This is a genomic window from Phenylobacterium zucineum HLK1 (assembly GCF_000017265.1).
Classification (GTDB): domain Bacteria; phylum Pseudomonadota; class Alphaproteobacteria; order Caulobacterales; family Caulobacteraceae; genus Phenylobacterium; species Phenylobacterium zucineum.
Map to the genome: position 1 here is coordinate 238,710 of NC_011143.1, position 22,412 is coordinate 261,121.

General features: G+C 67.8%; 21 protein-coding genes and 1 pseudogene. 9 read left to right on the plus strand and 13 right to left on the minus strand.

The genetic code is table 11. The features are described from left to right. Window positions 1–114: 114 nt before the first annotated feature. The 6 genes from PHZ_RS20640 to PHZ_RS20665 all read right to left on the minus strand — a co-directional run bounded on the left by PHZ_RS20640 (window position 115) and on the right by PHZ_RS20665 (window position 6,320). The gene (locus tag PHZ_RS20640) at window positions 115–1,251 is read right to left on the minus strand and encodes a methionine adenosyltransferase (protein WP_012520443.1); all 1,137 of its coding nucleotides are present in this window, start codon (window positions 1,249–1,251) and stop codon (window positions 115–117) included. Between the two features lie 110 nt (window positions 1,252–1,361). Next, window positions 1,362–1,670: a hypothetical protein gene (locus PHZ_RS20645; protein WP_049758513.1), complete on the minus strand. Its 309-nt coding sequence runs from the start codon at window positions 1,668–1,670 to the stop codon at window positions 1,362–1,364. 79 nt (window positions 1,671–1,749) lie between these two features. Continuing rightward, window positions 1,750–2,220 carry an SRPBCC family protein gene (locus PHZ_RS22325; protein ID WP_187149119.1) on the minus strand — a complete coding sequence of 157 codons (471 nt, stop codon included), beginning with the start codon at window positions 2,218–2,220 and terminating at the stop codon, window positions 1,750–1,752. Between the two features lie 422 nt (window positions 2,221–2,642). Beyond that, window positions 2,643–3,347 carry a copper resistance protein B gene (locus PHZ_RS20655; protein WP_012520445.1) on the minus strand — a complete coding sequence of 235 codons (705 nt, stop codon included), beginning with the start codon at window positions 3,345–3,347 and terminating at the stop codon, window positions 2,643–2,645. Window positions 3,348–3,377: 30 nt separating this feature from the next. Continuing rightward, the gene (locus tag PHZ_RS20660; RefSeq protein WP_041374506.1) at window positions 3,378–5,027 is read right to left on the minus strand and encodes a copper resistance system multicopper oxidase; all 1,650 of its coding nucleotides are present in this window, start codon (window positions 5,025–5,027) and stop codon (window positions 3,378–3,380) included. Window positions 5,028–5,117: 90 nt separating this feature from the next. Continuing rightward, window positions 5,118–6,320 carry an acetate/propionate family kinase gene (locus PHZ_RS20665; protein ID WP_236611930.1) on the minus strand — a complete coding sequence of 401 codons (1,203 nt, stop codon included), beginning with the start codon at window positions 6,318–6,320 and terminating at the stop codon, window positions 5,118–5,120. 74 nt (window positions 6,321–6,394) lie between these two features. Here PHZ_RS20665 and PHZ_RS20670 point away from each other — a divergent pair, with 74 nt between their 5' ends. Further along, a complete protein-coding gene (locus PHZ_RS20670) occupies window positions 6,395–7,084 on the plus strand; it encodes a DUF6629 family protein (RefSeq protein ID WP_012520448.1) in 690 nt (229 codons plus the stop codon). 226 nt (window positions 7,085–7,310) lie between these two features. After that, entirely contained in the window at window positions 7,311–7,694 is a 384-nt protein-coding gene (locus PHZ_RS20675) for a response regulator (RefSeq protein WP_012520449.1), read from the plus strand. Between the two features lie 27 nt (window positions 7,695–7,721). On the opposite strand, the gene PHZ_RS20680 is transcribed toward PHZ_RS20675, so the two are convergent. From PHZ_RS20680 to PHZ_RS20700, 5 genes are all read right to left on the minus strand, one after another. After that, complete coding sequence (locus tag PHZ_RS20680) at window positions 7,722–8,372, minus strand: DUF2231 domain-containing protein (RefSeq protein WP_049758516.1); 651 nt, start codon at window positions 8,370–8,372, stop codon at window positions 7,722–7,724. 238 nt (window positions 8,373–8,610) lie between these two features. Next, window positions 8,611–8,895: a hypothetical protein gene (locus PHZ_RS20685; protein ID WP_012520451.1), complete on the minus strand. Its 285-nt coding sequence runs from the start codon at window positions 8,893–8,895 to the stop codon at window positions 8,611–8,613. Between the two features lie 80 nt (window positions 8,896–8,975). Then, complete coding sequence (locus PHZ_RS20690) at window positions 8,976–10,460, minus strand: calcium-binding protein (RefSeq protein WP_012520452.1); 1,485 nt, start codon at window positions 10,458–10,460, stop codon at window positions 8,976–8,978. A 138-nt stretch (window positions 10,461–10,598) separates the two neighbouring features. Next, a complete protein-coding gene (gene cueR / locus PHZ_RS20695; protein WP_012520453.1) occupies window positions 10,599–11,030 on the minus strand; it encodes a Cu(I)-responsive transcriptional regulator in 432 nt (143 codons plus the stop codon). Then, window positions 11,027–13,546, minus strand: a complete 2,520-nt coding sequence (locus PHZ_RS20700; RefSeq protein WP_012520454.1) for a heavy metal translocating P-type ATPase — start codon at window positions 13,544–13,546, stop codon at window positions 11,027–11,029. Before PHZ_RS20700 ends, cueR begins: the two co-directional genes overlap by 4 nt. 316 nt (window positions 13,547–13,862) lie before the next feature. On the opposite strand from PHZ_RS20700, the gene PHZ_RS20705 reads away from it, so the two are divergent. From PHZ_RS20705 to PHZ_RS20715, 3 genes are all read left to right on the plus strand, one after another. Further along, window positions 13,863–14,264, plus strand: coding sequence for a four-helix bundle copper-binding protein (locus PHZ_RS20705; protein WP_012520455.1), 402 nt, complete (start codon window positions 13,863–13,865; stop codon window positions 14,262–14,264). Window positions 14,265–14,406: 142 nt separating this feature from the next. Beyond that, on the plus strand, window positions 14,407–14,673 hold the full coding sequence (locus PHZ_RS20710; protein WP_236611931.1) for a DUF305 domain-containing protein: 267 nt from the start codon (window positions 14,407–14,409) through the stop codon (window positions 14,671–14,673). 111 nt (window positions 14,674–14,784) lie between these two features. Further along, window positions 14,785–15,015, plus strand: coding sequence for a hypothetical protein (locus PHZ_RS20715; RefSeq protein WP_012520457.1), 231 nt, complete (start codon window positions 14,785–14,787; stop codon window positions 15,013–15,015). Window positions 15,016–15,043: 28 nt separating this feature from the next. On the opposite strand, the gene PHZ_RS20720 is transcribed toward PHZ_RS20715, so the two are convergent. Together PHZ_RS20720 and PHZ_RS20725 are read right to left on the minus strand one after the other, a co-directional pair. After that, entirely contained in the window at window positions 15,044–15,481 is a 438-nt protein-coding gene (locus tag PHZ_RS20720; RefSeq protein WP_012520458.1) for a DUF411 domain-containing protein, read from the minus strand. Beyond that, window positions 15,481–16,646, minus strand: a protein-coding gene (locus tag PHZ_RS20725) for an IS3 family transposase (RefSeq protein ID WP_407946656.1) whose coding sequence is annotated in 2 segments (ribosomal slippage) — window positions 15,481–16,388 and window positions 16,388–16,646 — 1,167 coding nt in all. Because the reading frame shifts where the segments join, the coding sequence is not laid out codon by codon here. Before PHZ_RS20725 ends, PHZ_RS20720 begins: the two co-directional genes overlap by 1 nt. A gap of 64 nt (window positions 16,647–16,710) precedes the next feature. On the opposite strand from PHZ_RS20725, the pseudogene PHZ_RS20735 reads away from it, so the two are divergent. From PHZ_RS20735 to PHZ_RS20745, 4 genes and pseudogenes are all read left to right on the plus strand, one after another. Beyond that, window positions 16,711–18,129 (plus strand): annotated as a pseudogene (locus PHZ_RS20735) (copper resistance system multicopper oxidase); the annotation flags it as partial. Then, entirely contained in the window at window positions 18,126–19,190 is a 1,065-nt protein-coding gene (locus PHZ_RS20740) for a copper resistance protein B (RefSeq protein WP_012520460.1), read from the plus strand. The pseudogene PHZ_RS20735 and the gene PHZ_RS20740, both read left to right, overlap by 4 nt. 228 nt (window positions 19,191–19,418) lie before the next feature. Further along, the gene (locus tag PHZ_RS22915) at window positions 19,419–19,730 is read left to right on the plus strand and encodes a hypothetical protein (protein ID WP_148217043.1); all 312 of its coding nucleotides are present in this window, start codon (window positions 19,419–19,421) and stop codon (window positions 19,728–19,730) included. 559 nt (window positions 19,731–20,289) lie between these two features. Then, a complete protein-coding gene (locus PHZ_RS20745) occupies window positions 20,290–22,392 on the plus strand; it encodes a TonB-dependent receptor (RefSeq protein ID WP_012520461.1) in 2,103 nt (700 codons plus the stop codon). Window positions 22,393–22,412 lie beyond the last annotated feature (20 nt).

Consider the following 22,412-nt stretch of genomic DNA (forward strand, 5'->3'; position numbering starts at 1 on the left):
CGGCTTAGCTCCTTCGTGAAATTGTGCGGCCGACGGGGCTTCGTCGATCTGAACCGCCTCTCCGAGGCGCCGACGCCCGGACGCGCGTTCGACGGCTCAAGATCGCAAGACTTCTCAGAACAGCGCCACGCGGCCGTGAACGAAATCTTCGAGGCGGCCGGGCAAGGCGGCGAGCTCCCTGGCGACGATCGCCTCGATCGAACCCCGTACGTCCCGCAACGCCTCGCCCCGGCCGAGCTCACACCGCAGCTCCGCCACCGCAGGCTCCGTGATCGGCGCGCCGATCTGGCTGACCAGGAGGCATTCGGCGCGGCGGACCGGCGCCAGCTCGGCCACCACTGAGCGGGCGATCTCTTGCGCCGCGACGTTGTAGATCTTGCCGACATGCGTGACCGGGTTCTTGCCCGCGGCCGCTTCCAGGCTCATCGGCCGCCCCGGGGTGATCAACCCGCTGACCCGGTTGCCTCGGCCCACCTGCCCGTCATCGCCGGATTCCGCGGACGTGCCGGTTACCGTGAGATACAGCAGGCCTGCCTCTGGCTGATCCGCGGCGTTGACCGCCACACGACAAGCGCGGAAACCCCGCTCAGCCGCGCTTGCGGCGGCCAGATCGGCGATCGCCGCCTTCTCCGCGAGGTAGGCGTCCAGGTTGCGGAGCTCGCCGCCGATCAGGGCGCAGGAGATGGTGAGGGTCACGTCCTGGCCTGTTCGCACGGCCATGATCTTGACATCCTCGCCCCACGCGGGGCGTCCCGCGTCCTGCAGGGCGCGTTCCAGGTCAAGGACCAGCTGCTCCAAGGGGCTCAAGGGCGCATAGCCCACGCCGATGGAGGTGTCGTTGGCCCGCGGGATCGCCGCGGCGGAGCCCTCGAAAAGCCCCTGCAGCTCCGCCGAACCAGGCCGCAACACCGGATGGATGCGGACGTGGCGTTCGGCGTCGAGCGCATGCAGGTGCTCGCGCAGCCAGCGGCGTGCGCCCTCCACGGCGAGCTCCTTGAGCTCGGCGCCGCCGTTCTTCTGCAGCGCCGCCGCCCGCCCCGCCAGGTAGATGTCGATCGGCTCGGCGATGCGGTCGCCGCCGAAGGCCGGGGAGGCGCGGCCGGCGCAAAGCAGCGCCTTGTCGACGTTATGATGCAGGATCAGGCCAAACGCCGCCTGGTAGCGGCGGCACAGATCGCGAGACAGGTTCTCCGCGAGGGCGTCGCAGATGCTGTCCGGATGGCCGCAGCCCTTGCGCTCGACGACCTCCACCCGCCCGCCGTCGGATGGCAGCCGCGTCAGCCACAGGTTCCTGACCGTGCGGGATCGCCCAGCACGACCGTTCCGCGCCCGGTCCGGCGGGGGAGCGGCCGGCAATCCGCTCACGCCCGCCGCTTGGCGAAGACATTATAGAGCGATCCCCACACCACGGCCGTATACCAGCCGCAGGCGAAGGCCAAGATCGTGCCGGCGAGGATGCTCGCCGGCGCCGCCCAGTCGAGCTCGGGGTAGACGGCCTGGAGCAGGTGGAACGTGGCCAACCCAGGCACGAAGGCGCCAAGCGCGCACAGCAGGAAGGTGATCGCAAAGAAGAGCGAGAGGCTGAGGCCGAGCGGGGCGATCTGCACCGCCCGCTCGGCAGGACCCCGCGCGCGGCGCAGCGCGCCGGCGTCGGGAGAGGTGACGGACATGGCGACCCTCCTATCTTGCCGGTGCGGGCCGGCTGTCGGCCGCGATCCCGGCACGGGGAAGACGCAGCCGCGGCTGAGCTTACGCGCCGCCGGCGGTTGTAAGCCCCGCCTCCAGGAGGCGCTTGGCTTGGCGAAGGCCCTGATCACCGTCCCGCTGGTTGCGGCGGCGAAGAAGCAGGGCGTCGAGCAGCCTGAACCAGCGCGAGCGATAACGGTATCGCACGTCCCGCTCAACCGCTGTGGCGCCCTGCTCGGGACGGAAGCGCAAGGCGACCGCCGCCTCCATTGGGATGGAGGCGGACCTGAGTTCGATACGCCAAAGGTACGGCGCCTCGTTGGCCACCACTTGCCACTTTGCCCGTCCGCGGACACCGTCGGCGCCGACCAGATCCTCGCTGAAGGTTTCACCAAGCTTGGCCTGATGGTCCACCGCTCCGGCCACCGAGACGGAGGCGGGATGCCATCTTGGAGCGTTTGCAGGTGCCGTGAAGAAATCGAAGACCGCCGCGGGCTCCCGTCGTATTCGTATGCTGCTCGTGATCCGGCTCATCGGCGGAGCCAGGGCGGCTGGATCCACACCGAACACCGTCGAATAGTCGGCTGGATCAGTCCGCTCCAGACCGCAGCCGCGCCAAGGCCAAGTGCGAACGCGCCGGTGGACACGAGCGCCAGCGCCCATGGGCCTGCGAAATCAATGGAGGGCAGAAGCAGAGGATAGAGGTTCCACCCCAGAGCGATTGCGGCAAGACCCACGATGACATACGCCAAGCGGCCGATCCAACAGGGGCGCTCGCTCCGCGCCCGCCTGCTACGACGAGCGCTAGGCCGACTGTCAGTGGGCAGGAAACGGCGCCCCTCGTCGTTGCGACTCATAGGTCCCGCTCCGGTTCCGCGGCGGGGGAAATCCGCTCACCCCTATAGACGCCGCAGCGCGGCCGGCGTTACGCCCGCTCGGGGTTTCGTGCAGCCGAGCTAAAACAGGAGGCGCAAGCCCACGCGACCAGAGGTCTCCTTCGCATCGCCCCCCGCCGCCGTCAGCAGCCGCTTGGTGGAACCGTAGCGCCGGGCCCAGCTGACGCCCACGTAGGGCGCAAAGTTGCGGGAGAACTCGTAGCGGAGGCGGACGCCGGTCTCCGTATCCATCAGTCCCGACCCTTCCAGCAGCTTGGGGTCGGTCTTGGAGGCGAACCTGGCGGTGACGAACGGCTCGGCGAACACCCTTTGCGTCAGGGTGAGCTCGTAGGTGCCCTCGAAACGTCCGGTCAGTCGCCCCCCTTCGCTCAGGAAAGCCGCGGCGTCGACTTCGAACCAGTAGGGGGCCAGACCCTGCACGCCGAGCACCGCGGACGTTCGGGCGGCGGGCTCGAGGGTCTGGCGCACGCCGGCCTGCACGTCCCAGAAGTCGTGGATCGCCCGCGAATAGAGCAACTGCACGTCCGCTCGGTCCGGCGACCCGGCCGACTGCAGGTTGCCGGTCGTCTTGACCCAGGCCTTCTGCTCGTCGTTGCCGATCCACCCCTGGGCGTCCCAATCGAAATCGCTCTCCCCTTCGGTGGAGCTTCCGACATCAGTCCGGGAAAGCCAGAAGGTGTAGGGGGCTGCCGCGTCTGCGGCCTCGGCGCGGAGCGCAGGTGCAGACAGGCAAGCCACCGCGGCGGCCAGCAACAAGGATCTCATGGTCGTCTCCTAGAGAGGGCGTGCGGCGGGCTAGTCCGCGACCACTTCGGCCACCTGCAGGGTGGTCATCATCCCCGTGGCGGCGTGAAAGAGGATGTGGCAGTGGAAGGCCCAGGTCTTCAGCGCATCGACCGTCACGTCGGCGGTGACGGTCTGGTTAGGACCGACGACGACGGTGTGCTTGCGCGCGCCCAGCGAACCGTCGCCGTTGACCAGGTCCATCCACATCCCGTGCAGGTGCATGGGATGGTCCATCATGGTGTCGTTGACGATGCGGACCCGCACCCGCTCGCCGAAGCGCACCTTCAGCGGTGGCGCATCCGGCCATTTGCGGCCATCGATGGACCAGTAATAGCGGTTCATCGAACCGGTCAGGCGGATCGTCACCTCCCGAGTCGGCGGCCGCCTGTCCGGATATGCGGCGGCAGCGGCAAGATCGCCGTAGGTCAGTGTCTTCGAAGGCGCGCTCTGTCCGGGATGCAGATGCTCCTCCATCTCGGGCTCGCCCATGTCCATCTCAGGTGTCCTGGCCTCCTCCATGCCCGGCATGTCGTGCCGCGCGAGCCGCGGCGGCGGCTCCGGGGCGCCATGTCCTGCGTGCGCGCCCGGAGCCATCTTCATCCCGGGCATCGGCATGTCGGCGAGAGTGCGCACAGGCCGCGCGTCAAGCGGCGGGATGGGCGCGGCCATGCCCTCGCGCGGGGCCAGCGTGGCGCGGGCATAGCCCGAGCGGTCGAAGGCCTGCGCAAAGAGTGTATAGGCTTGGTCCGCCTCCGGCTGGACGATCACATCGTAGGTTTCGCCCATAACCATCCGGAACTGATCCACCTCGACCGGCCGCACGTTCTGGCCGTCGGCTTGGACGACGGTCATTTTCAGCCCCGGGATGCGGACGTCGTAGAAGGTCATCGCCGAGGCGTTCACGAAGCGCAGGCGGATCCGCTCTCCAGGCTTGAAGAGGGCGGTCCAGTTAGCGGCCGGATCCTTCCCATTCACCAGGAAGGCGTAGCCGGACACGTCAGTGAGGTCGGTGGGGTCCATCCGCATCCGCCCCCAGGCCAGCCGGTCGCGCAGAACGGCGGCGCGCGCCTCACCGTCGGGCGCGCGCCGCAGGTCGGCGAAGAAATCGCCCACGGTGCGACGGTTGTAATTGTACCAGCCGCTGTCCTTCTTCAGGTTCCGCAGCGCCTGGTACGGATTCTCCTTCAGCCAATCGGAGAGCACCACGACATACTCGCGGTCAGCCGCGATCCCATCCGGTGTCGCCGGATCGATGATGATCGGCGCAAAGATCCCCTGCTGCTCCTGCAGGCCCGAATGGCTGTGGTACCAGTAGGTGCCGGACTGCCGCACCTTGAAGCGGTAGGTGAAGGTCTGCCCCGGCTTGATGCCGTCGAAGCTGAGCCCCGGCACGCCATCCATATCCTGCGGCAGGATGATGCCATGCCAGTGGATCGACGCGTCCTCCGCCAGCCGATTGGTCACGTGGAGCGTAACGTCCTCGCCCTCGCGCCAGCGCAGCAGCGGTCCGGGAATCTGTCCGTTGATGCTGAGCGCCGGGGACGACTTGCCGCCGGCGGTGACAGTCGCAGGCTGGAGGCTCAGGTTGTAGACGGCCCCGAAGGCCGGCGCGGCGAGCGCCAGAGCTGCGAGGGCCGAGGCCGAAGCAAGAAGACGCATGAAGGATCCTGTGAACGTGGTCGTGCGCAGGGACGCGGGCACACGCCTCAGCCTTACAGACGGCGGCTGCGGCGAGGCGCCGCGGGCGGCTCAGCCGCCGTCTGGGGCCGTGATGTTCGCGTCGCGCAGCGCTTCGGCCATGGCCAGTTCCTCGTCGGCGGGTTCGACGAGCACCCGGACGCGGCCGGTTCCGATCTCCGGCGCGCCGGCCTGATTGCGGCGCGCATCGATCTCCACCTCCAACCATCGCATCTGGCCGCAGACGCGCGCCCGGATTTCCGGGGAGCCTTCGCCGACACCCCCGGTGAACACCAGGGTGTCGAGCCCGCCCAGGACGGCGGCGAGAGCGCCGATCTCCCGCACGACGCAATAGACGAAGAAGCTGACGGCCTCGGCCGCCTCGCACGAGGCGCTCGCCAGGAGGGCGCGCATGTCTCCCGAGATCCCGGAAAGTCCCAGAAGTCCCGATTCCTCGTAGAGGAGACGGCTGACAGCGTCGGGCGCCAATCCGCGCGCCTGCAGCAGATGCAGGACCACGCCGGGATCGAGCGCGCCGCATCGCGTGCTCATGGGGACCCCATCGAGCGTGCTGAACCCCATGGTGGTCGCAAGGCTGACGCCGGCGCTCAAGGCGCAGAGGCTCGCGCCGCTGCCGAGGTGAGCCACGATCGCCCGTCCGCCGGCGTGCTCCGGATCGAGCGCCTGCAGGCGTCGGGCGACATGCGCATAAGAGAGGCCGTGGAAGCCGTAGGCGACCAGCCCGTCCTCCAGAAGATGCCGCGGGAGGGCGTAGAGCCGGGCGAGCCTCGGCTGCGCCGCGTGGAAGGCGGTGTCGAAGCAGCCCGCGTGGACTGCGGATGGAAGGCGCCGCATGGCCGCCTCCGCCACATCCAGACTTGCGTCCTGGTGAAGCGGCGCGAGCGGCGAAAGCGCGCGGAGCGCGCGCAGCGTCTGGTCGTCGAGGATCGCGGGCGCCCGGTGTTGCGATCCCCCGTGGACGATCCGATGGGCCACGACGCCCACGTTCTGCAGCAGGCCGCGTGCGTTTAGGGCAGCCAGGAGATGTTCCGCCGCGGCGGCCGGGGGAAGCGGTCCAGCGATGCGCTCAAATGGCGCGCCGCCCGCTTCGGCCTCGAACGCGAGCCGCGGTTCGGAGCTGAGATCGCGCAGGCTGCCGCGGGCGAGAGGCCGCAACCCAGTCAGATCGAACAGCGCAAACTTGAGGCTGGACGAGCCCTTGTTCAGGACCATCAGGCGCTTGGCGCGAGCGTTCATGTTCTGGGATGAGGGCATGGGCGTGCGCTAAACGTATTGCACCAAGGGTGACAGACTCCACCCGTCTTTCGCCAACCGGTTTGGAGAACAGCATGTGCTTTTCCGCGGCGGCCAGCTTTACGGCCGCGAGCGTGCTGGCGCCGCTCGGCGTGGCCAGCCTGGTGCGAGCCTGGCGAGGCGAGCGTCGTTACCTGGCGCTGGCCACACTGCCGGTTCTCTTCTCGGTGCAGCAGCTGATGGAGGGCTTCGTCTGGCGTTTCGGCGCCATCGGCGACGCCGCCGCCGTGGAGCGGTTTTCGCTCGCGTACATGTTCTTCTCCTGGCTCGCCTGGCCCGTCTGGGTGCCGTTCTCCGTCTACTTTCTGGAGCCAGGCCGCCGCCGGCCCATCTATCTCGTCCTGGCGATCGCTGGGGGGCTGCTCGGCGGTCTGCAGTACGTCCCCTACTTCGCCCACGAGGGGTGGCTCACCACTCGCTTCCTTGGCGCCGCCATCAGCTATGAAGGAACGGAGCTCCTCGATTACGTCATCGGCCGAGATTTCACCTATGCGATATACCTGTTCGTGGTCATCGGACCGCTGCTGCTAAGCAGCGATAAAGATGCACGGGTGTTCGGTGTCCTCGTCGCTCTGGTCTTCGTGGCGACTTATCTGTTCTTCCAGTTCGCGTACATCTCCGTGTTCTGCTTTGGGGGCGCCTTGATGTCGCTCTACCTCGTCTGGCGTCCGTTCTCCACGCCCCCGCGCGGCCGAGCGACGACAACTTCCCCCGCACTTGCGTGAGCCACCGGCTCTCGGCGAGGGCCCAACTCGCCAGCGGTCGCGCAAAGCTGAGGTGGAGAGACGAGGAGCTGAGAGCTGCGGTTGCGGCGATTGCACCAGACCTTCTCGACGATCTTGCCATCGGGACAGCCGAGTTGAGACTGAGCTTGAGCGGGACTGTTGACGGTGTCCCTGAGGGGTGTCCGACATCTGAGCCGTATGGGCTCTTGGTGCAGTCGGGGTTTCCGTGTCGCTGCCACTGGTCCTTGTTGTCGATGATGAGGCGGCATGCCGCCTGATCGCCTGCGAAATGCTCGCAGACGCGGGCTTCGTTTGTCTTGAAGCCAGCGATGGTGTCGAGGCTACCAGGGTGGCTTGTCAAACGCAGCTTCGCCTCGCCGTGGTGGACCTGCTGATGCCAAACAAGGATGGGATCGAAACCATCATGGATCTCCGCCGCCGCAGTCCCGAGACCCGTCTCGTGGCGATGAGCGGCGGTGCGGGCAAGCTGGAGGCCCACCACCTGCTGCACACCGCGAGAGCACTCGGAGCGGATGCGGTGCTATTCAAGCCCTTTCGCCCGGCGGAGCTCTTACAGGCGGTTCATGCGGCGCTCACAGCGGTCCGCTGACCTGTCGCCTTGAGCCCAGGTCCAGGCTCAAAAGGCAAGATGGTCCACTCCATGGATCAGGGCGCCTCCGAGGTAGCCGTTGACGCCGATCGCCAGCACCGTGAGGCCGAGGAGGCCGCCGTACAGCGCCCCGGCGCCGGTTCCGCGGCGGCGCAGGAACCGATTGTTGGCCCACCAGGTGACGAGCGCGAGCCCGGCGATGGTGCTGCCCAATAGGCGGTGCGCGGTCTCCAGCGGCTTGTCCTCGGCCAGATTCCAGCCCATCGCCATCCAGCCCAGTGCAACGGCCACCAGGGCGCCCAGCGCGCCGAGGGCCACGAGGATGCGGGTTGTCTCAAGCATTGAAGGTCGACGACGGACGATGGCCCAGGCCTCCAGAGCGCCGGCGACGATGAAGAGGGCGATCGGGAAATGAACGACGGACGGGTGCCAGCGGCCGAGCCAGTCGACGAGGCGCCCGGTGAACGACGTCGGACGCGGCTCGGCCGCCATGTGGCCGGGGACCGCGGCGTGGGCGGGCGTGGCGCCCGCCATCGGCGGGCTGGCCGCCGGCGTCCCCGAAGCCGCGGCTCCTGCGGCGGCGGCCTGCTGCGGGTGATCCTTGTGAGCACGCGCGGGGGCCGTCAGGAAGAGCGGCAGCAGCATCGCCACGAGCAGCGCCAGCAGTCGGGTCCGCATGACCGAGTCTCCGGTGGGTCTATAAGCTCTACGCGCCGGGCGCGGACTTCCCCTCGCGGACGGATGCGGCCCAGGCCATCGAGCCGAAGCCCGTCCAACGCAGCAGAGGGTCGGTGACGAACGCGGCGTCCTCCGAGCGCAGGAAGGCTATCGCCGCGCCTCCTCTTCTGACTGGCCGAGGTTCGTCAGCGCATGAGTTGCGCGCCTCCATTGGAGCGCGCCGGCCTCCGCGCACGGCTCAACGCTTGGCGGGATCCAACCCCTCCATCTTGGAGTGATCCATCCCAGGCATGTCGGCGTGGTCGGCCGGCGAGGCCTCCGGCGAAGGCGCAGCCGGGCGTTGGGCGGGCGGCGGTGCGGCGGCGGGGGCTGGAAGGTTGGTCGCCGCCGCGGCCGGCGGCGCGGCGGCGGGAGCGTCGGCCGCCGGCGTCGCCTCGACGGGTGCAGGCTCCTCCTGACGCTGGCAGGCGGCCAGAGCGGCGACAAGGCCGGCGGCGGCGAAAAGGGCTGGGACTGTCTTCATGCGAGTCTCTCCTGAAAAGGCCAGGCGCCACAGGCGCCCAGCCCTATAGCTGGCTACGCGCGGCGGGGCCGACGCCCTCATCAGCCGGGGAACACCAACCAGGAGCCATAGTCGTTGATCCCGGCCACGAACCCGGGCTCATCGACGAACATGAAGTCGCTTTGGCGGAGGTCCGCTCTAAACACGCCTTGAAGCAGCACGCCGCCTTCTGGATCCGTATCGGCGTCGGTGTTCCAGGAGACGAAGGCGCCTTCGGCCCGATCGGTGACCGAGACCTGGTCCGGACGAATGTCGCGGAGCGCGAGGTGGTCGAAGGCGCCCTGCGCCTCGCCTAGCGCTTCGAAATCGAGCACCACATCGAAGCCGCTGTCAGGCGAGACGATGTAGGCGTCGGCGCCCGTGCCGCCGGCGATGGTGTCGTCGCCCATGCCGCCTTCGATCATGTCGTGGCCCGCCCCGGCGTCGAGGGAGTCGGCGCCGTCCATGCCCATCAGCTCGTCGGCCATCGCCCCGCCAACCAGGGTGTCCGCGCCCATGCCGCCGTCCAGGCGGTCCATGCCGTCGCCGCCGTCCAGCAAGTCGTCTCCGGCGTCGCCCTGCAGGATGTCGTCGCCGCCAGCGCCGGTCAGCGTGTCATTGCCGTCGCGGCCGAACATGTTGTCCCAGGTCGCGCCGCCGGTGAGCTCGTCGTCATGGAGCGTGCCGACCACCACCTGATAGGCTTCGTCACCTTGAAAGCCGAACCGCGCGGGCCCGTCGCGCAACTCGTCGTCGGCCGCCTTATCGAATTTCTCACCGTGCAACCGGCGCTCGTGAGCCGTGGGGCCTTCCGAACTGGGCGACGGTCGCTCGGCTGTCGGTCCGGCCGGGTCCTGCGCTCCGGGCGGAAGGTCCGGCGCGTCGGCGAACATGAAGTCGTCCTGCGCCAGATCGGACTGCCGCACTCCCTCGAGCAGCACCGAGCCGCCCGCCCAGCTGATCCGGACCCCCGCGGCGGTGTCCTGGAAGCTGAGGTCTTCCCAGCCCAGGCCACGCAAGGCGAGGTGGTCGAACATGCCAGGACCGGCCGTGAAGTCGCGGATCACATCGTCCCCGCTCGTGCGGTCCACCGCAAACGCGTCCGGGCCGAGCCCGCCGACCAGGGTGTCGTTGCCCAGGCCGCCTTCAAGGTCGCCGTGGCCCGCGCCTTCGTCCAGGTAGTCGTCGCCTTCGTCGCCGTGCAGCGAGTCCGCCTCCGCAGCGCCGAATAGGCGATCGCGGCCAGAGCCGCCGATTAGCCGATCGCTGCCGTCCCCGCCGCTCAGGGTGTCGCGACCCTGATCGCCATAGAGGACGTCATCTTGGTCGCCCCCGGTGAGGAGATCGGCTCCGGACAATCCCCACAAGTGGTCGCGCGCCTCATCGCCGGTCAGGACGTCCGGCTCGCTGCCGCCTACGGCCAACTTGTAGTCGTAGGGCACATGTCCGGCGTCGAAGTCGAACACCAGCCCGCCGCGCGCAATGTAGTCGTCGGCCAACTCCTGAAGGGGCCGTTCTTTCCAATGATGAGTAGGTTTGTGCGACATAGACCCCTCTAAGATTACAGTACAGGGAAGGTTTCCGCGCGCCACGCGGGCCGCAGAACTTTGCCCTTAACTGCTCTTCGAAGCGCCAGTTCCAGCCCGGGCGGCGGCGGCGCAAGAATTGCCGCCGGAGCGCCTCGTTCAGCGGCCCCGATCGACCGACCGGGCGATTTCGTCGCCCTCCTCCTCGCCAGTAAGGTCAACGAGGATCGGGCAGTCGGGGCGGTCGTCGCCGGCGCAAGCGCGGGAAAGGCGCTGGAGCGTGTCCACCATCGCCTGCATCTCCGTCAGCCGAGCTTCAAGTTCGGCCACATGGCGATCGGCGATCGCCTTCACGTCTCGGCTTGGCCGTGCGCGGTCGCGCCAGAGCGACAGAAGCTGCACGATCTCCGGCACTGAAAACCCCAGGGAACGCGCGCGTTTAATGAACCGCAGTTCGTTGATTTCGCGCGGGCCATATTCCCGGTAATTCGAACCGGTCCGGTTCGCAGGGCGGACCAGGCCGATCGAGTCGTAATACCGGATCATCTTCGCGGACACGCCGGAAGCTTTCGCGGCCTGGCCGATGTTCATGCTGCGCCTCCGGGGATCGCGACCGGTTCGGGTTCGCCCCTCGGCTCAGGGGCGGCCGTTGAGCGGAAGCGGCGCAGACGCAGCGCATTTCCGACGACGCTGACGCTGGAGAGCGCCATGGCGCCGGCTGCGACCATCGGCGAGAGCAGGACGCCGAACAAGGGATAGAGCAGCCCGGCGGCGACCGGAATCAGCAAGATATTGTACCCGAACGCCCACAGCAGATTTTCCCGAATGTTGTTGAGCACGGCCCGGCTGAGCGCGATGGCGGTGGCCACCGCGCGTAGGTCGCTTCGCATCAGCACCACGTCCGCGCTCTCGATGGCGATGTCGGTGCCGGCGCCCATCGCCAGTCCGACGTCGGCGGTGGCCAGCGCCGGGGCGTCGTTGACGCCGTCGCCCACGAAGGCGACCCGGCCATACCGCTGCTGCAGCGCCTTCACCGCCTCCGCCTTGCCGTCCGGCAGCACCTCGGCCAAGACATCGTCCAGTCCCAGAGCCGCCGCCACGGCGCCGGCCGTGCGCCGGTTGTCGCCGGTCACCATCACCACCTTCAGGCCGGTGCGGTGCAGGGCCGTCAGGGCCTCGGGCGTCGTTGGTTTGATCGGATCGGCGACGGCCAACAGGCCGGCGAGCTCCCCATCGATGGCGGCATAGAGCGGCGTCTTGGCCTGGGCGGCCATCTGCTCGGCCGCATGCGCAACAGGTGAGATCGGGACTCCCAGGTGCGCCATGAAGCGATCCGCCCCCACCTCGATGCGGCGGCCCGCGACCTGGGCGCGCGCGCCAAATCCCGGAACCGCCTCGAACGCCTCAGCCTCTGGAACCTTCAGGCCCTTCGCTTTAGCCGCCTCGACGATGGCCTGGGCGATCGGGTGTTCCGAGCGGGTTTCGACGGCCGCCACGAGGCGCAGGAGCTCAGCCTCCTCGAAGCCCGGGGAGGGGTCCAGGTCGGTCAGCGCCGGCCGCCCGAGCGTCAGGGTGCCCGTCTTGTCGAAGATGACCGCCCGGACGCTGTTCAGGGTCTGCAGGGCCTCGCCATGGCGGAAGAGGATGCCGAGTTCGGCGGCCTTGCCGGTGCCGACCATGATCGACGTGGGCGTCGCCAAGCCCATGGCGCAGGGGCAGGCGATGATCAGCACCGCCACGGCGTTCACCATCGCGAAACTGAGGGCCGGGGCGGGGCCCACCGCCAGCCAGACAGCGAAGGTGAGCGCCGCAGCGCCGATCACCGCCGGAACGAACCAGCCGGTCACCTTGTCCACGAGCGCCTGGATCGGCAGCTTGGCGCCCTGGGCCGCCTGGACCATGCGGACGATCTGCGACAGCAGAGTCGCGGCCCCCACCTTCGTGGCCCTGAAGCGGAAGGCGCCGGTCTTGTTGACCGTCCCGCCGACCACGTCGTCGCCGACGCCCTTGGCGACGGGGACCGGTTCGCCCGTGATCATGGACTCGTCCACGAACGACGCGCCTTCGACCACCTGTCCGTCCACCGGAACCCGTTCGCCCGGCCGCACGGCGACCACGTCGCCGGCGAGAACCTGGGCGATAGGGATCTCGCTTTCCTCGCCGTTGCGCAGCACACGGGCTGACTTCGCCTGCAGAGTCATGAGCCGCTTGATGGCCTCGCTCGTCCGGCCCTTGGCCTGCGCTTCGAGGAGGCGGCCGACCAGGATCAAGGTCACGATCACCGCGGCCGCTTCGTAATAGACGTGGTCGACGCTCTCCGGCAGCAGCCGTGGAGCAAAGGTGGCGACAGCGGAGTAGGCGAACGCGGCGCTGGTCCCGAGCGCCACCAGGGAGTTCATGTCGGGAGTGCGCCGGACGAGGTTCGGCAGGCCCTTGGCGAAGAACCGCAGCCCCGGCCCGAAGAGAACGAAAGCGGCCAGTCCGAAGCTGATGATGCGCCACGGCTGTTCCCCGATGACGCCCACCAGCCAGTGATGCACGCCCGGAATGACGTGGCGCGCCATCTCGATGATGAAGAGCGGAGCTGTGGCGACCGCGGCGAGCACCACGGAGCGCCGGAGCCCCGTGACCTCCGCCTCGCGGGCAAGCCGCTCACGGTCCGCCTGCTCAGACGCCTCCCCCACGGGAGAGGCGCCGTAGCCGGCCCTCTCGACCGCGGCGATGAGAGCCGGGATCTCGGCTGCGCCTTCAAGCGCCACGATCGCGGCGGTTTCGGTGGCGAGGTTGACGCTCACCGTCAGCACGCCAGGAACGTCCTGCAACGCGCGCTCGACGCGGCCGACGCAGCTGGCGCAGGTCATCCCATCGATCTTGAGGTCGAAGGTGCGCTTCAGCGGCTCATAGCCGGCGCTGCTTATGGCGTCCACGACGGCCTGGGCGCGTTCCGGGGAAGTCACCGCTACATGCGCGCGCTCCGCGGCCAGGTTCACCGACGCGGCGGCGACGCCCGGCACCGCCTTGATGGCTTTTTCCACGCGGCCGACACAGCTGGCGCAGCTCATCCCCAGCACCGGGATGTCGATCGAGGTGAGGGTAGCCTCGGGCATGCGGGGAACTCCTATCCGACGACGCCCGCCTCAGATGGACCTTCCCATGATGGGAGGGTCAAGGGCCTCGCCAACAAGAGCATTCGCCGGTCTCCCTCGCGCGGAGTTGTAGAAGGTGATCGAGTGCGGGATGCAGACGAGCCGCGACCTAAGCCGCGCCGCCGGTCAACTCCCGTCTATTCAATACCGATACGCGCCACCCGTCCGAGCCCCTCACATTTTCCAGGCTTCCGACGATCTTTTTCGCGATGGTCGCTTAGGCAGGAACCTCCCGGCTGAAGAGGGATTGAACGCGCATCGCCACTGGAGAACGGCCATGCACGCCCAACAGATGATCAGTACGCATCCGCAGGTGCGAGGAAGCACCAATGACAGCCTCGTCCAGTGTATTGAGGCGTGTTACGACTGCGCCCAAGCCTGCACGGCCTGCGCCGATGCTTGTCTGGGCGAGGACGCGGTGCGCGAGCTTATTCAGTGCATCCGTCTGAACCAGGACTGCGCAGACATCTGCGCGGCAGCCGGCGCGATCGCCTCCCGCCGGACGGGCTCCAATCCCGAGGCGATCCGCGCGGTGCTGGCCGCCTGCCAGGACGCCTGCCGAGTCTGCGCCGAGGAATGCGAGCGGCACGCCTCGATGCACGAGCACTGCCGCATCTGCGCCGAATCCTGCCGGCGTTGTGAGCAGGCCTGCCAAGCCGCCTTGCAGACCGCCCACTGAACCGCTGAGCAAGACCGTGAACAGATCAGCAATCTTTGCCCTGGGGGCCGCGCTTGTGGCGGGGCCGGCTTTGGCTCAACCCGCCGCGAAACCGGCTCCCGAGCACAAGGGTATGGACCACAGCGCCATGCAGCATGGCTCGATGGCCAAGCACGAATACGCGCAAGTCATGCAAGGCATGCACAAGACCATGATGTCGCGGGAGGACGCCGACCCTGATCGGGCGTTCGCCCTGAAGATGATCGAACATCATCGGATGGGGATCGCTATGGCCGATGTCCTGCAGAAGCACGGCGACAACCCTGACGCTAAACGGATGGCCACGCGGATGGCCGCAGAGCAGCGTAAGGACATCGCGGAGCTGCAGGCGTGGCTGGACAGAAACGGCGGCCGCACCCCAAAGCCCTGATCGCCGGCGTCCGGAAGGTGTCAACAGCGGGCGCTGGGGTCATCGTGGCGCCGCCGCGGTCTTGGCTCGAGCGTCGGCTGGGCTGTTCGTCCGCACCCAGGAGCAAACCTTATGAAGCGCATTGCGGCTTCATCAACCGCGCTCGCGATGGCGGCGGCGGCGCTAGCCGGCTGCGGGACGCTGCAAGGCCCGCAGCCGACGGCGGAGCGCCGCGCCGCTTGTGAGCAGATGCTCACGACCATGGGCGAAGGGGCGACCCACAGCCATACGTCGGACAAGACCGGCGCGGTGAACGCCATGGGCCTCACACACGCTCAATGCCGGCGGATGCTCGGCCGCTGAACCGACGCCGGTTTCCTCCAGGGGCGGCTCAGCCGTGATGGGCGAAGACGCGTGTGCGGCCTGTCCGGTCGAGCAGAAGAAGGGTCGCGTAATTTTCAGACTGCTCCGACGGAGTCTCCATCCCGGGCGAACCGATTGGCATGCCAGGGACGGTGAGCCCGATCGCCTTCGGTTTGTCCGCCAGCAGACGCGCCACATCGGCGGGCGGAACGTGCCCTTCGACGACATAGCCGCCCACCAGGGCCGTGTGGCACGAAGACAGGGTGAACGGCACCCCGTATTGGGCGCGAATCGGATTGAGGTCCTGCACCTCCCGCACAATGGGATTGAAGCCGGCCCGGCGCATGTGCGTGATCCAGCCGTTGCAGCAGCCGCAGTAGGGCGTCTTGTAGACGACCAGGTCGCGTGACGGCGAGGCTTGCGCGCAGCCGCCGGCTGACCTGCCCCCCGCCGGTCCCTCGATCATTATGAGAGCCCAGGGGGTTGGTAGCTGATCTCCAGCGCCGGCGGTAGCGGCCGGGCGGTGGAGCTGATCAAGTTGCGCAGCCGGCCGGCCGCGGGGTTCAGACGCACGGCTTCCGGGGTCAGTCCGCCGTGCGCCGAGTGCGGCCTGACGTGGTTGTAGTCGAGCCGCCAGCGCTCGATGACAGCCCGGGCCTCGGCGAGGTTGGCGAAGACCTCCTCGTTCAGGCACTCGTCGCGCAGCTTGCCGTTGAAGCTCTCGACGAAGCCGTTCTGCTGCGGCTTGCCGGGCGCGATGTAATGCCAGTCGACGCCGGTGCGGTTGGTCCATTCCAGCATGGCCCGGCTGGTCATCTCGGTCCCGTTGTCGCTAACGATGGTCGCCGGCCGGCCGCGCCGGGCGATCAGGGCGTCCAGCTCGCGGGCCATGCGATGGCCGCCGATCGAGGTGTCGACCACCAGCGCCAGCGCCTCGCGGGTGAAGTCGTCGACGATGCACAGGATCCGGAAGCGCCGGCCCCAGCTCAGCGTGTCGGCCACGAAGTCCAGGCTCCAGCGCTGGTTCGGCCCGTCCGGCAGCGCCATGGGCGCCCGCGTGCCGGTGGCGCGCTTGCGGCCGCGCCGCCTTCGCACCGCCAAGCCCTCCTCGCGGTACAGCCGGAAGAGCTTCTTCTTGTTCATGCTGACGCCTTCACGCTCGAGCAGGATGCCGAGCCGCCGGTAGCCGAAGCGGCGTCGCTCCGCCGCCAGGCCCCGCAGCCGGGCGCGTACCTCCGCATCGCCTGGCTGGGCCACGCGGCGCACTGTCTTCGGATCGACCTGGACCAGCCCGCAGGCGCGCCTCTGCGAGAAGCCGCGCTCCGCCATCAGGCGAAGCACGGCCTCCCGGCGCGCTGCAGGCCCGATCAGTTTTTTCCCAGCAGGTCCTTCAGCGCCGACACGTCGAGCATGGACTCCGCCAAGAGCTTCTTCAGTCGCCGATTCTCGTCCTCCAGCGTCTTCAGCTTCTGGGCATCCGACACGTTCATGCCGCTGTACTTCGCCTTCCACCGGTAGAAGGTCTGCTCGCTGATCCCATGCCGCCGGCAAACCTCCGCCGTCGGGCTCCCGGCCTCCTGCTCCCGCAGCACGCCGATGATCTGCGCCTCGTTGAACCTGCTCTTCTTCACGTCCGTCTCCTCAGGGTGACGGACTCTCACTCAAACCGAGGGATCAGGAAGGGGGCAGGTCAACTGGTACCACAGCCACTCGGGTCTGCAGGAAGCCCAGGGCCACTACGGGCCCATCATCATCGACCCGGCCGCCCCCGACCCGGTCGAGTACGACCGCGAGCACGTCGTGGTGCTCGCCGACTTCAGCTTCCTTCATCCGCACCGGATCTTTCAGAAACTCAAGCAGCAGGGTGGGGTCTTCAACTATCAGAAGCAAACCATCGCCGGCCTGCTTGCGGGCAAAGACCAGACGCTGCGCGAGCGGATCGAGTGGGCGAAGATGTTGATGGACCCCACCGACATCTCCGACGTCACGGGCGCGGTCCTGAAGTTCCTGGTCAACGGCCACGGCCCCAACGAGAACTGGACGGCGCTCTTCAAGCCAGGCGAGCGGGTGCGGTTGCGGTTCATCAACGCCGCCGCGCAGATGATCTTTAATGTGCGCATCCCGGGCCTGCGCATGACGGTCGTGGCGGCGGATGGACAGAACGTCCGCCCCGTAGAGGTGGACGAGTTCCAGATCGGCAACGCCGAGACCTATGACGTGATCGTCCAGCCGACGGAGGACCGCGCCTATACCATCGTCTCCGAGGCGGTGGACCGCTCCGGCATGGGACGCGCCACCCTGGCGCCGCGTCCCGGCATGACGGCGCCCGTGCCGGCGCTGCGGGAGCGCCCCTTGGCCACCATGAAGGATATGGGCATGGACATGTCGGCCCATGCCGGGCGCGGCGGGGCGGCCGCGGCCGCCGCGGGCGCGCCGATGGGCCATGGCAACATGCCGGGGATGGACCATGGCGGTGCGGCCGCCCCCCCGGCGCCGCCAGGGATGGCGCCCCCCAGGCCCCGCGGCTCTGACGTCATGGCGGACATGCCCGGCATGGACATGAACATGCGCGATCCCAAGAACGCGCCCCAAGTGAAGATGGGACCCGGGGTGCAGATGATCTCCCCGATGCCCATGGACCGCACCGGCGATCCGGGCCAGGGGCTGGAAAGCGTCGGCCACCGGGTGCTGGTCTACAAGGATCTCGTCGCGCTGGAGCCGAACCCCGACGCTCGGCCGCCGGAGCGCGCGCTCGAAATCCGTCTCACGGGAAATATGGAGCGCTTCATGTGGGGCTTCGACGGCAGGAAGTTCAGCGAGAAGCCGCCGCCCTACGCCTTCCGAAGAGGCGAACGCGTGCGCGTCACCCTGGTGAACGACACCATGATGACCCACCCGATCCACCTGCACGGCCACTTCTTCGAGCTGGTGCACGCCCCTGTTGGACAGCTGCCCCGCAAGCACACCGTCAATGTCCTGCCGGGGGGAAAGGTATCGTTCGACATTACCGCCGAAGGCGGCGACTGGGCCTTCCACTGCCACATGCTCTACCACATGCACGGCGGCATGTTCCAAGTGTTCAAGGTGCGGCCATTCGAAGGAGAGGCCGCATGATCCGCCTTCTCCTGATCAGCCTGCTGCCCGCGGCCCTGGCTACGCCGGTCCTCGCTCAAGCCGCCGACCCGCACGCAGGACATCAGGCGGCCACACCCGCCCCGCCTGCGGCGCCGGCGGACCCGCACGCCGGCCACAGCACGCCCGCCCCTGCTGCGCCGGGCGATCCACATGCCGGCCACGCCATGCCGTCCACCGCGACGCCGCCGGCGGATCCTCACGCCGCGCATGGCGCGACACCGCCCTCGGCTGCGCCGGCCGACCCGCATGCGGGCCACGCCATGCCTGCAACGTCCGGAAGGCCGTTGACCGCCGCCGAACAACCTGTGGGCTCCGCCCCGCCACCGCCGCCGCCGACCGACAATGCCGCCGACCGCGTATTTGAGCGGGCTGCGATGGACCGCGCGCGCGGCATCATCCTAGAGGAACACGGCGGCGCGCGCGTGTCGAAGGTGATGGGCAACATTCTCGAGGCTAAGTCGGACCCGAAGGGCGGTTATCGCTGGGATGTGGAAGCCTGGTACGGCGGCGACCTCAACCGCTTCGTCGTCAAGACGGAAGGCGACGGGGGCCGCGAGGACGGCGTCGAGGCTGCGGAGGTCCAGGCGCTCTACTCCCGGGCGGTGGCGCGGTACACGGATGTCCAGGTCGGCGTGCGGCAGGACTTCGAGCCGCGCGGCCGCACCTACGCCACGGTGGGCGTCGAGAGTCTGTTTCCGTATTGGTTCGAGGCGGAGGGGGCGCTGTTTCTGTCCGACAAGGGGGACCTCCTGGCCCGGATAGAGGGTACCTACGATCTGCGGCTGGCGCAGCGGCTGGTGCTGCAGCCGCAGGCGGAGCTCGGCCTGTCTGCACAGGATATCCGGGAGACGGACACCGGCTCGGGCTTTACGCATCTCGAGTTCGGCCTGCGGCTGCGTTACGAAATCCGGCGGGAATTCGCCCCCTACATCGGCGTCGCCTACGAACGGAGCCTCGGCCGTACGGCCGACTTCGCCCGCGCCGCAGGCGAGGACGTTGAGAGCACCAGCTTCGTGGTGGGGCTCCGCGCATGGTTCTGACCCGCTAGCTGCCTTGCTGCCCTCCCGGCTCGCAAATTCGAGCCGCAACCCCTTCGCGTTCGTAATCGCCTGAGGTAGCCCGAGCGTCAGATCTACCTTCAGCCCTGTGCCCGAACAGGAGAAAGGTCTCAACCGCTGCGCAGGGGCACGAGCGAACAAGATGCATCGCTCCCGCAGATCACCGATGAAAGGCGAACAGGGCATCGGGGTTTGTGATAGATTGCGGGCATGCTGCGTCTGCGGATCATGGTGGGCGCAATCCTTGCGCTGGCGATCATCATCGCGCCGGCCTCTGCGAGCCGGGCCGCTGCCTGCGTCTGCGAGGAGCCGACGCCCTCCTGCCAATGCCACGCCCCAGAATGCCGCCTACTACCGACGCAGGGCTCAGCGTGCGCCTGCGCCGCCGCGGCTGCGCCGCTGCCGAACGTCGAAGACTGGCAAACTCCGACCAATGCCGGCCAAGCGTGGACGATCATCGCTCAGGAGCGGCTTGCGGGCCTTAATCCCGCACCGCCGCGTCGACCACCGAAACCCGTCTGATTGCGAGAATTGCAGCGGACTCTGTCCGCCGTGTCACGCGGCCGCCGCTCCGAAAATGGACCGGCGCCCCATCAGACGAGATGACTATGAAACACCTGTCGAAGATCTGCGCGGCTGCCCTCCTTAGCGTCAGCCTCGCCGCCTGCACGACCCAACAGGCCAATCCGGCCAGCGCAGGCAATCCCAAGTTCACCACCGGGATTTCGGCGCCCGAGCCCGTTCGGCGTTGATGCCGAGATGCACCAGGCGCTTGAGGGGTCGAGCGCCACGATGCGTATTTCTCGGCAAGCAGCACTCCCGCTCTCGCCCATTATCCCCCGCTGAGCGGTGAGGAAGGGCGGTCCGGATCGGATCGCCCTTCGGCTGCCCGAGATGTCGCCACAGATCGGAGGCGTGCTTTTGCACGGGCTCGAAAGCGCACTTACGACCGTGCGCAGGTACATCTGCGCGCGGTCGGTAGTCGGCTGCGTGGCTAGGCTCGTACTTGCGACTCATTCTCATTGCCATCTGCAGGGCCAGAGGTTAGGAACGCTTCGCATTTGCAATATGGATGGGGAGCATGAAGGGCCGACGCGCACATTATCTGGCCGCCGCCGCACCGCTGGTGCTCGTCCTTGCCGGAACGTCGGCCGGCGCAACGGACACGCTAACTTCACCGCAAGTCTCCTCACTAACGGTCGTGGCTCCGCAGGACGACGCCTACAAGGTCGAGCGCACGGGCACGGCCACCAGGACCGACACACCGCTGGCGAATGTTCCCCAATCGGTCACGATCATCACAGACGAAGCCATTCGGGATCAGTCGATGCGCAGCATCGCAGATGTGGTTCGCTACGTGCCTGGCGTCACGAGCGGGCAAGGTGAAGGCCACCGCGACGCCCCGACGCTCCGCGGCAACTCCACGACGGCTGACTTCTTCGTCGATGGTGTGCGCGACGACGTGCAGTACTTCCGAGACCTCTACAATGTCGAGCGGGTCGAGGTGCTGAAGGGCGCGAATGCGATGATCTTCGGCCGCGGCGGCGGCGGCGGGATCATCAACCGCGTGATGAAGAAGGCCAACTGGGCGACGGAACGCCAAGCGGCGGTCGAACTCGGATCCTATAGTCTTCGCCGCTTCACCGCCGACGTCGGCCAACCGCTGGCCGGCGGCTTCTCGGGCCGGATCGTCGGGGTCCACGAAAACGCGGAGAGCTATCGCGACTTCGTCGAGGTTGAGCGCTGGGGCCTCAACCCCTCGATCGGCTGGCGCGACGACCGGCTGACCGTCGTCGCCTCCTACGAGCACTTCGAGGACGATCGGACCGTCGACCGCGGCATTCCATCGCAAGCGGGCCGACCGTCCGCCGCCCGGCGCAGCGCCTTCTTTGGCGACCCTGACCAGAGCTTCGCCGCGACGCGGGTGGACCTGCTGAACCTGGCGGTCGAATACCAGCTCACGCCGGACCTTGTGGTGCGCAATCGCACGCTCTGGGGCGACTACGACAAGTTCTATCAGAACGTCTATCCGAGCGGCGCAGTCGGATCCAACGGTATGGTCAACCTTGCCGCATACAATAGCCGAAGCGACCGCGAAAACCTGTTCAATCAGACGGATCTCGTGCTGAAGGCCGACGTCGCGGGACTGAACCACACCCTGCTCATGGGCGCCGAGCTCGGGCGCCAGGTATCGGACAATGTTCGCCTGACCGGTTTCTTCAACAGCACCAGCCTGAACATGCCGGTGTCGCTGGCCAGCCCGACCCGAGGCGGCGTTCCGATCGCCTACCGGCCCAACGGCTCTGATGCGAACAATCACGTCGTCGCCAACGCCGCAGCGCTCTACATGCAGGATCAGGTGGAGATCACGCCCGAGCTCCAGCTCGTGCTCGGGCTCCGCTACGACAGCTTCGATCTCGATTACCGCGACAACCGCAGCCCCGCCCGCTTCTCGCGCAAAGACAAGCTCTGGTCCCCGCGCTTCGGCCTCGTCTACAAGCCGGTCGGAGCGCTTTCGCTCTACGCCAGCTACAGCGTTTCCTATCTGCCGAGCTCAGGAGAGCAGTTCAGCTCTCTGACGGCCAGCACGGCTGGTTTCGAGCCCGAAGAGTTCAAGAACTACGAGGTCGGCTTGAAGTGGCAGCCGAGCCCGGTCGTGATTTTGACGGCCGCGCTCTACCAGCTCGACCGTACCAACACGACCTCGCCGGACCCGGCCAACCCAAACCGCCTCCTGCTGACGGGTGAGCAGCGCTCGCAGGGCTTCGAGGCCAGCATCACGGGTCAGGTCACCAGCCGCTGGCAGGTGCTCGGCGGCTACGCCTACCAGGAGGCGGAGATCACCCGGACGACAGCCGCCGCGCCGCGCGGACGCCAGGTTCCGCTCGTCCCCGAGCACTCCTTCTCGCTTTGGAATAAGGTCGAGTTGACGCCGATGTTCAGCGTCGGTCTGGGCGTCATCCACCAGACTGATGTCTACACCTCGATCAGCAACGCCGTGAAGCTGCCGAGCTTCACCCGCGCGGACGCTGCTCTGTTCGTGCGCCTACAGGAACGCCTCGAGGCCCAGCTCAACGTGGAGAATGTCTTCGACAAGGACTATTTTCCGACCAGCCACGGCGACAACAACATCCTGCCGGGCGCGCCGCGTTCTGTTCGAGTGGGGCTGCGGACCAGTTTCTAGCCTGCCAAGGGCGCTTCATC

Bases quoted from the DNA above. Each gene is read 5' to 3' on its own strand.
- PHZ_RS20645 (WP_049758513.1), bottom strand. From the start codon at position 1,670: ATGTCCGTCACCTCTCCCGACGCCGGCGCGCTGCGCCGCGCGCGGGGT.
- PHZ_RS22325 (WP_187149119.1), bottom strand. From the start codon at position 2,220: ATGAGCCGGATCACGAGCAGCATACGAATACGACGGGAGCCCGCGGCG.
- PHZ_RS20655 (WP_012520445.1), bottom strand. From the start codon at position 3,347: ATGAGATCCTTGTTGCTGGCCGCCGCGGTGGCTTGCCTGTCTGCACCT.
- PHZ_RS20660 (WP_041374506.1), bottom strand. From the start codon at position 5,027: ATGCGTCTTCTTGCTTCGGCCTCGGCCCTCGCAGCTCTGGCGCTCGCC.
- PHZ_RS20665 (WP_236611930.1), bottom strand. From the start codon at position 6,320: ATGCCCTCATCCCAGAACATGAACGCTCGCGCCAAGCGCCTGATGGTC.
- PHZ_RS20670 (WP_012520448.1), top strand. From the start codon at position 6,395: ATGTGCTTTTCCGCGGCGGCCAGCTTTACGGCCGCGAGCGTGCTGGCG.
- PHZ_RS20680 (WP_049758516.1), bottom strand. From the start codon at position 8,372: ATGCGGACCCGACTGCTGGCGCTGCTCGTGGCGATGCTGCTGCCGCTC.
- PHZ_RS20685 (WP_012520451.1), bottom strand. From the start codon at position 8,895: ATGAAGACAGTCCCAGCCCTTTTCGCCGCCGCCGGCCTTGTCGCCGCT.
- PHZ_RS20690 (WP_012520452.1), bottom strand. From the start codon at position 10,460: ATGTCGCACAAACCTACTCATCATTGGAAAGAACGGCCCCTTCAGGAG.
- cueR (WP_012520453.1), bottom strand. From the start codon at position 11,030: ATGAACATCGGCCAGGCCGCGAAAGCTTCCGGCGTGTCCGCGAAGATG.
- PHZ_RS20700 (WP_012520454.1), bottom strand. From the start codon at position 13,546: ATGCCCGAGGCTACCCTCACCTCGATCGACATCCCGGTGCTGGGGATG.
- PHZ_RS20705 (WP_012520455.1), top strand. From the start codon at position 13,863: ATGCACGCCCAACAGATGATCAGTACGCATCCGCAGGTGCGAGGAAGC.
- PHZ_RS20710 (WP_236611931.1), top strand. From the start codon at position 14,407: ATGGCCAAGCACGAATACGCGCAAGTCATGCAAGGCATGCACAAGACC.
- PHZ_RS20715 (WP_012520457.1), top strand. From the start codon at position 14,785: ATGAAGCGCATTGCGGCTTCATCAACCGCGCTCGCGATGGCGGCGGCG.
- PHZ_RS20720 (WP_012520458.1), bottom strand. From the start codon at position 15,481: ATGATCGAGGGACCGGCGGGGGGCAGGTCAGCCGGCGGCTGCGCGCAA.
- PHZ_RS20740 (WP_012520460.1), top strand. From the start codon at position 18,126: ATGATCCGCCTTCTCCTGATCAGCCTGCTGCCCGCGGCCCTGGCTACG.
- PHZ_RS22915 (WP_148217043.1), top strand. From the start codon at position 19,419: ATGCTGCGTCTGCGGATCATGGTGGGCGCAATCCTTGCGCTGGCGATC.
- PHZ_RS20745 (WP_012520461.1), top strand. From the start codon at position 20,290: ATGAAGGGCCGACGCGCACATTATCTGGCCGCCGCCGCACCGCTGGTG.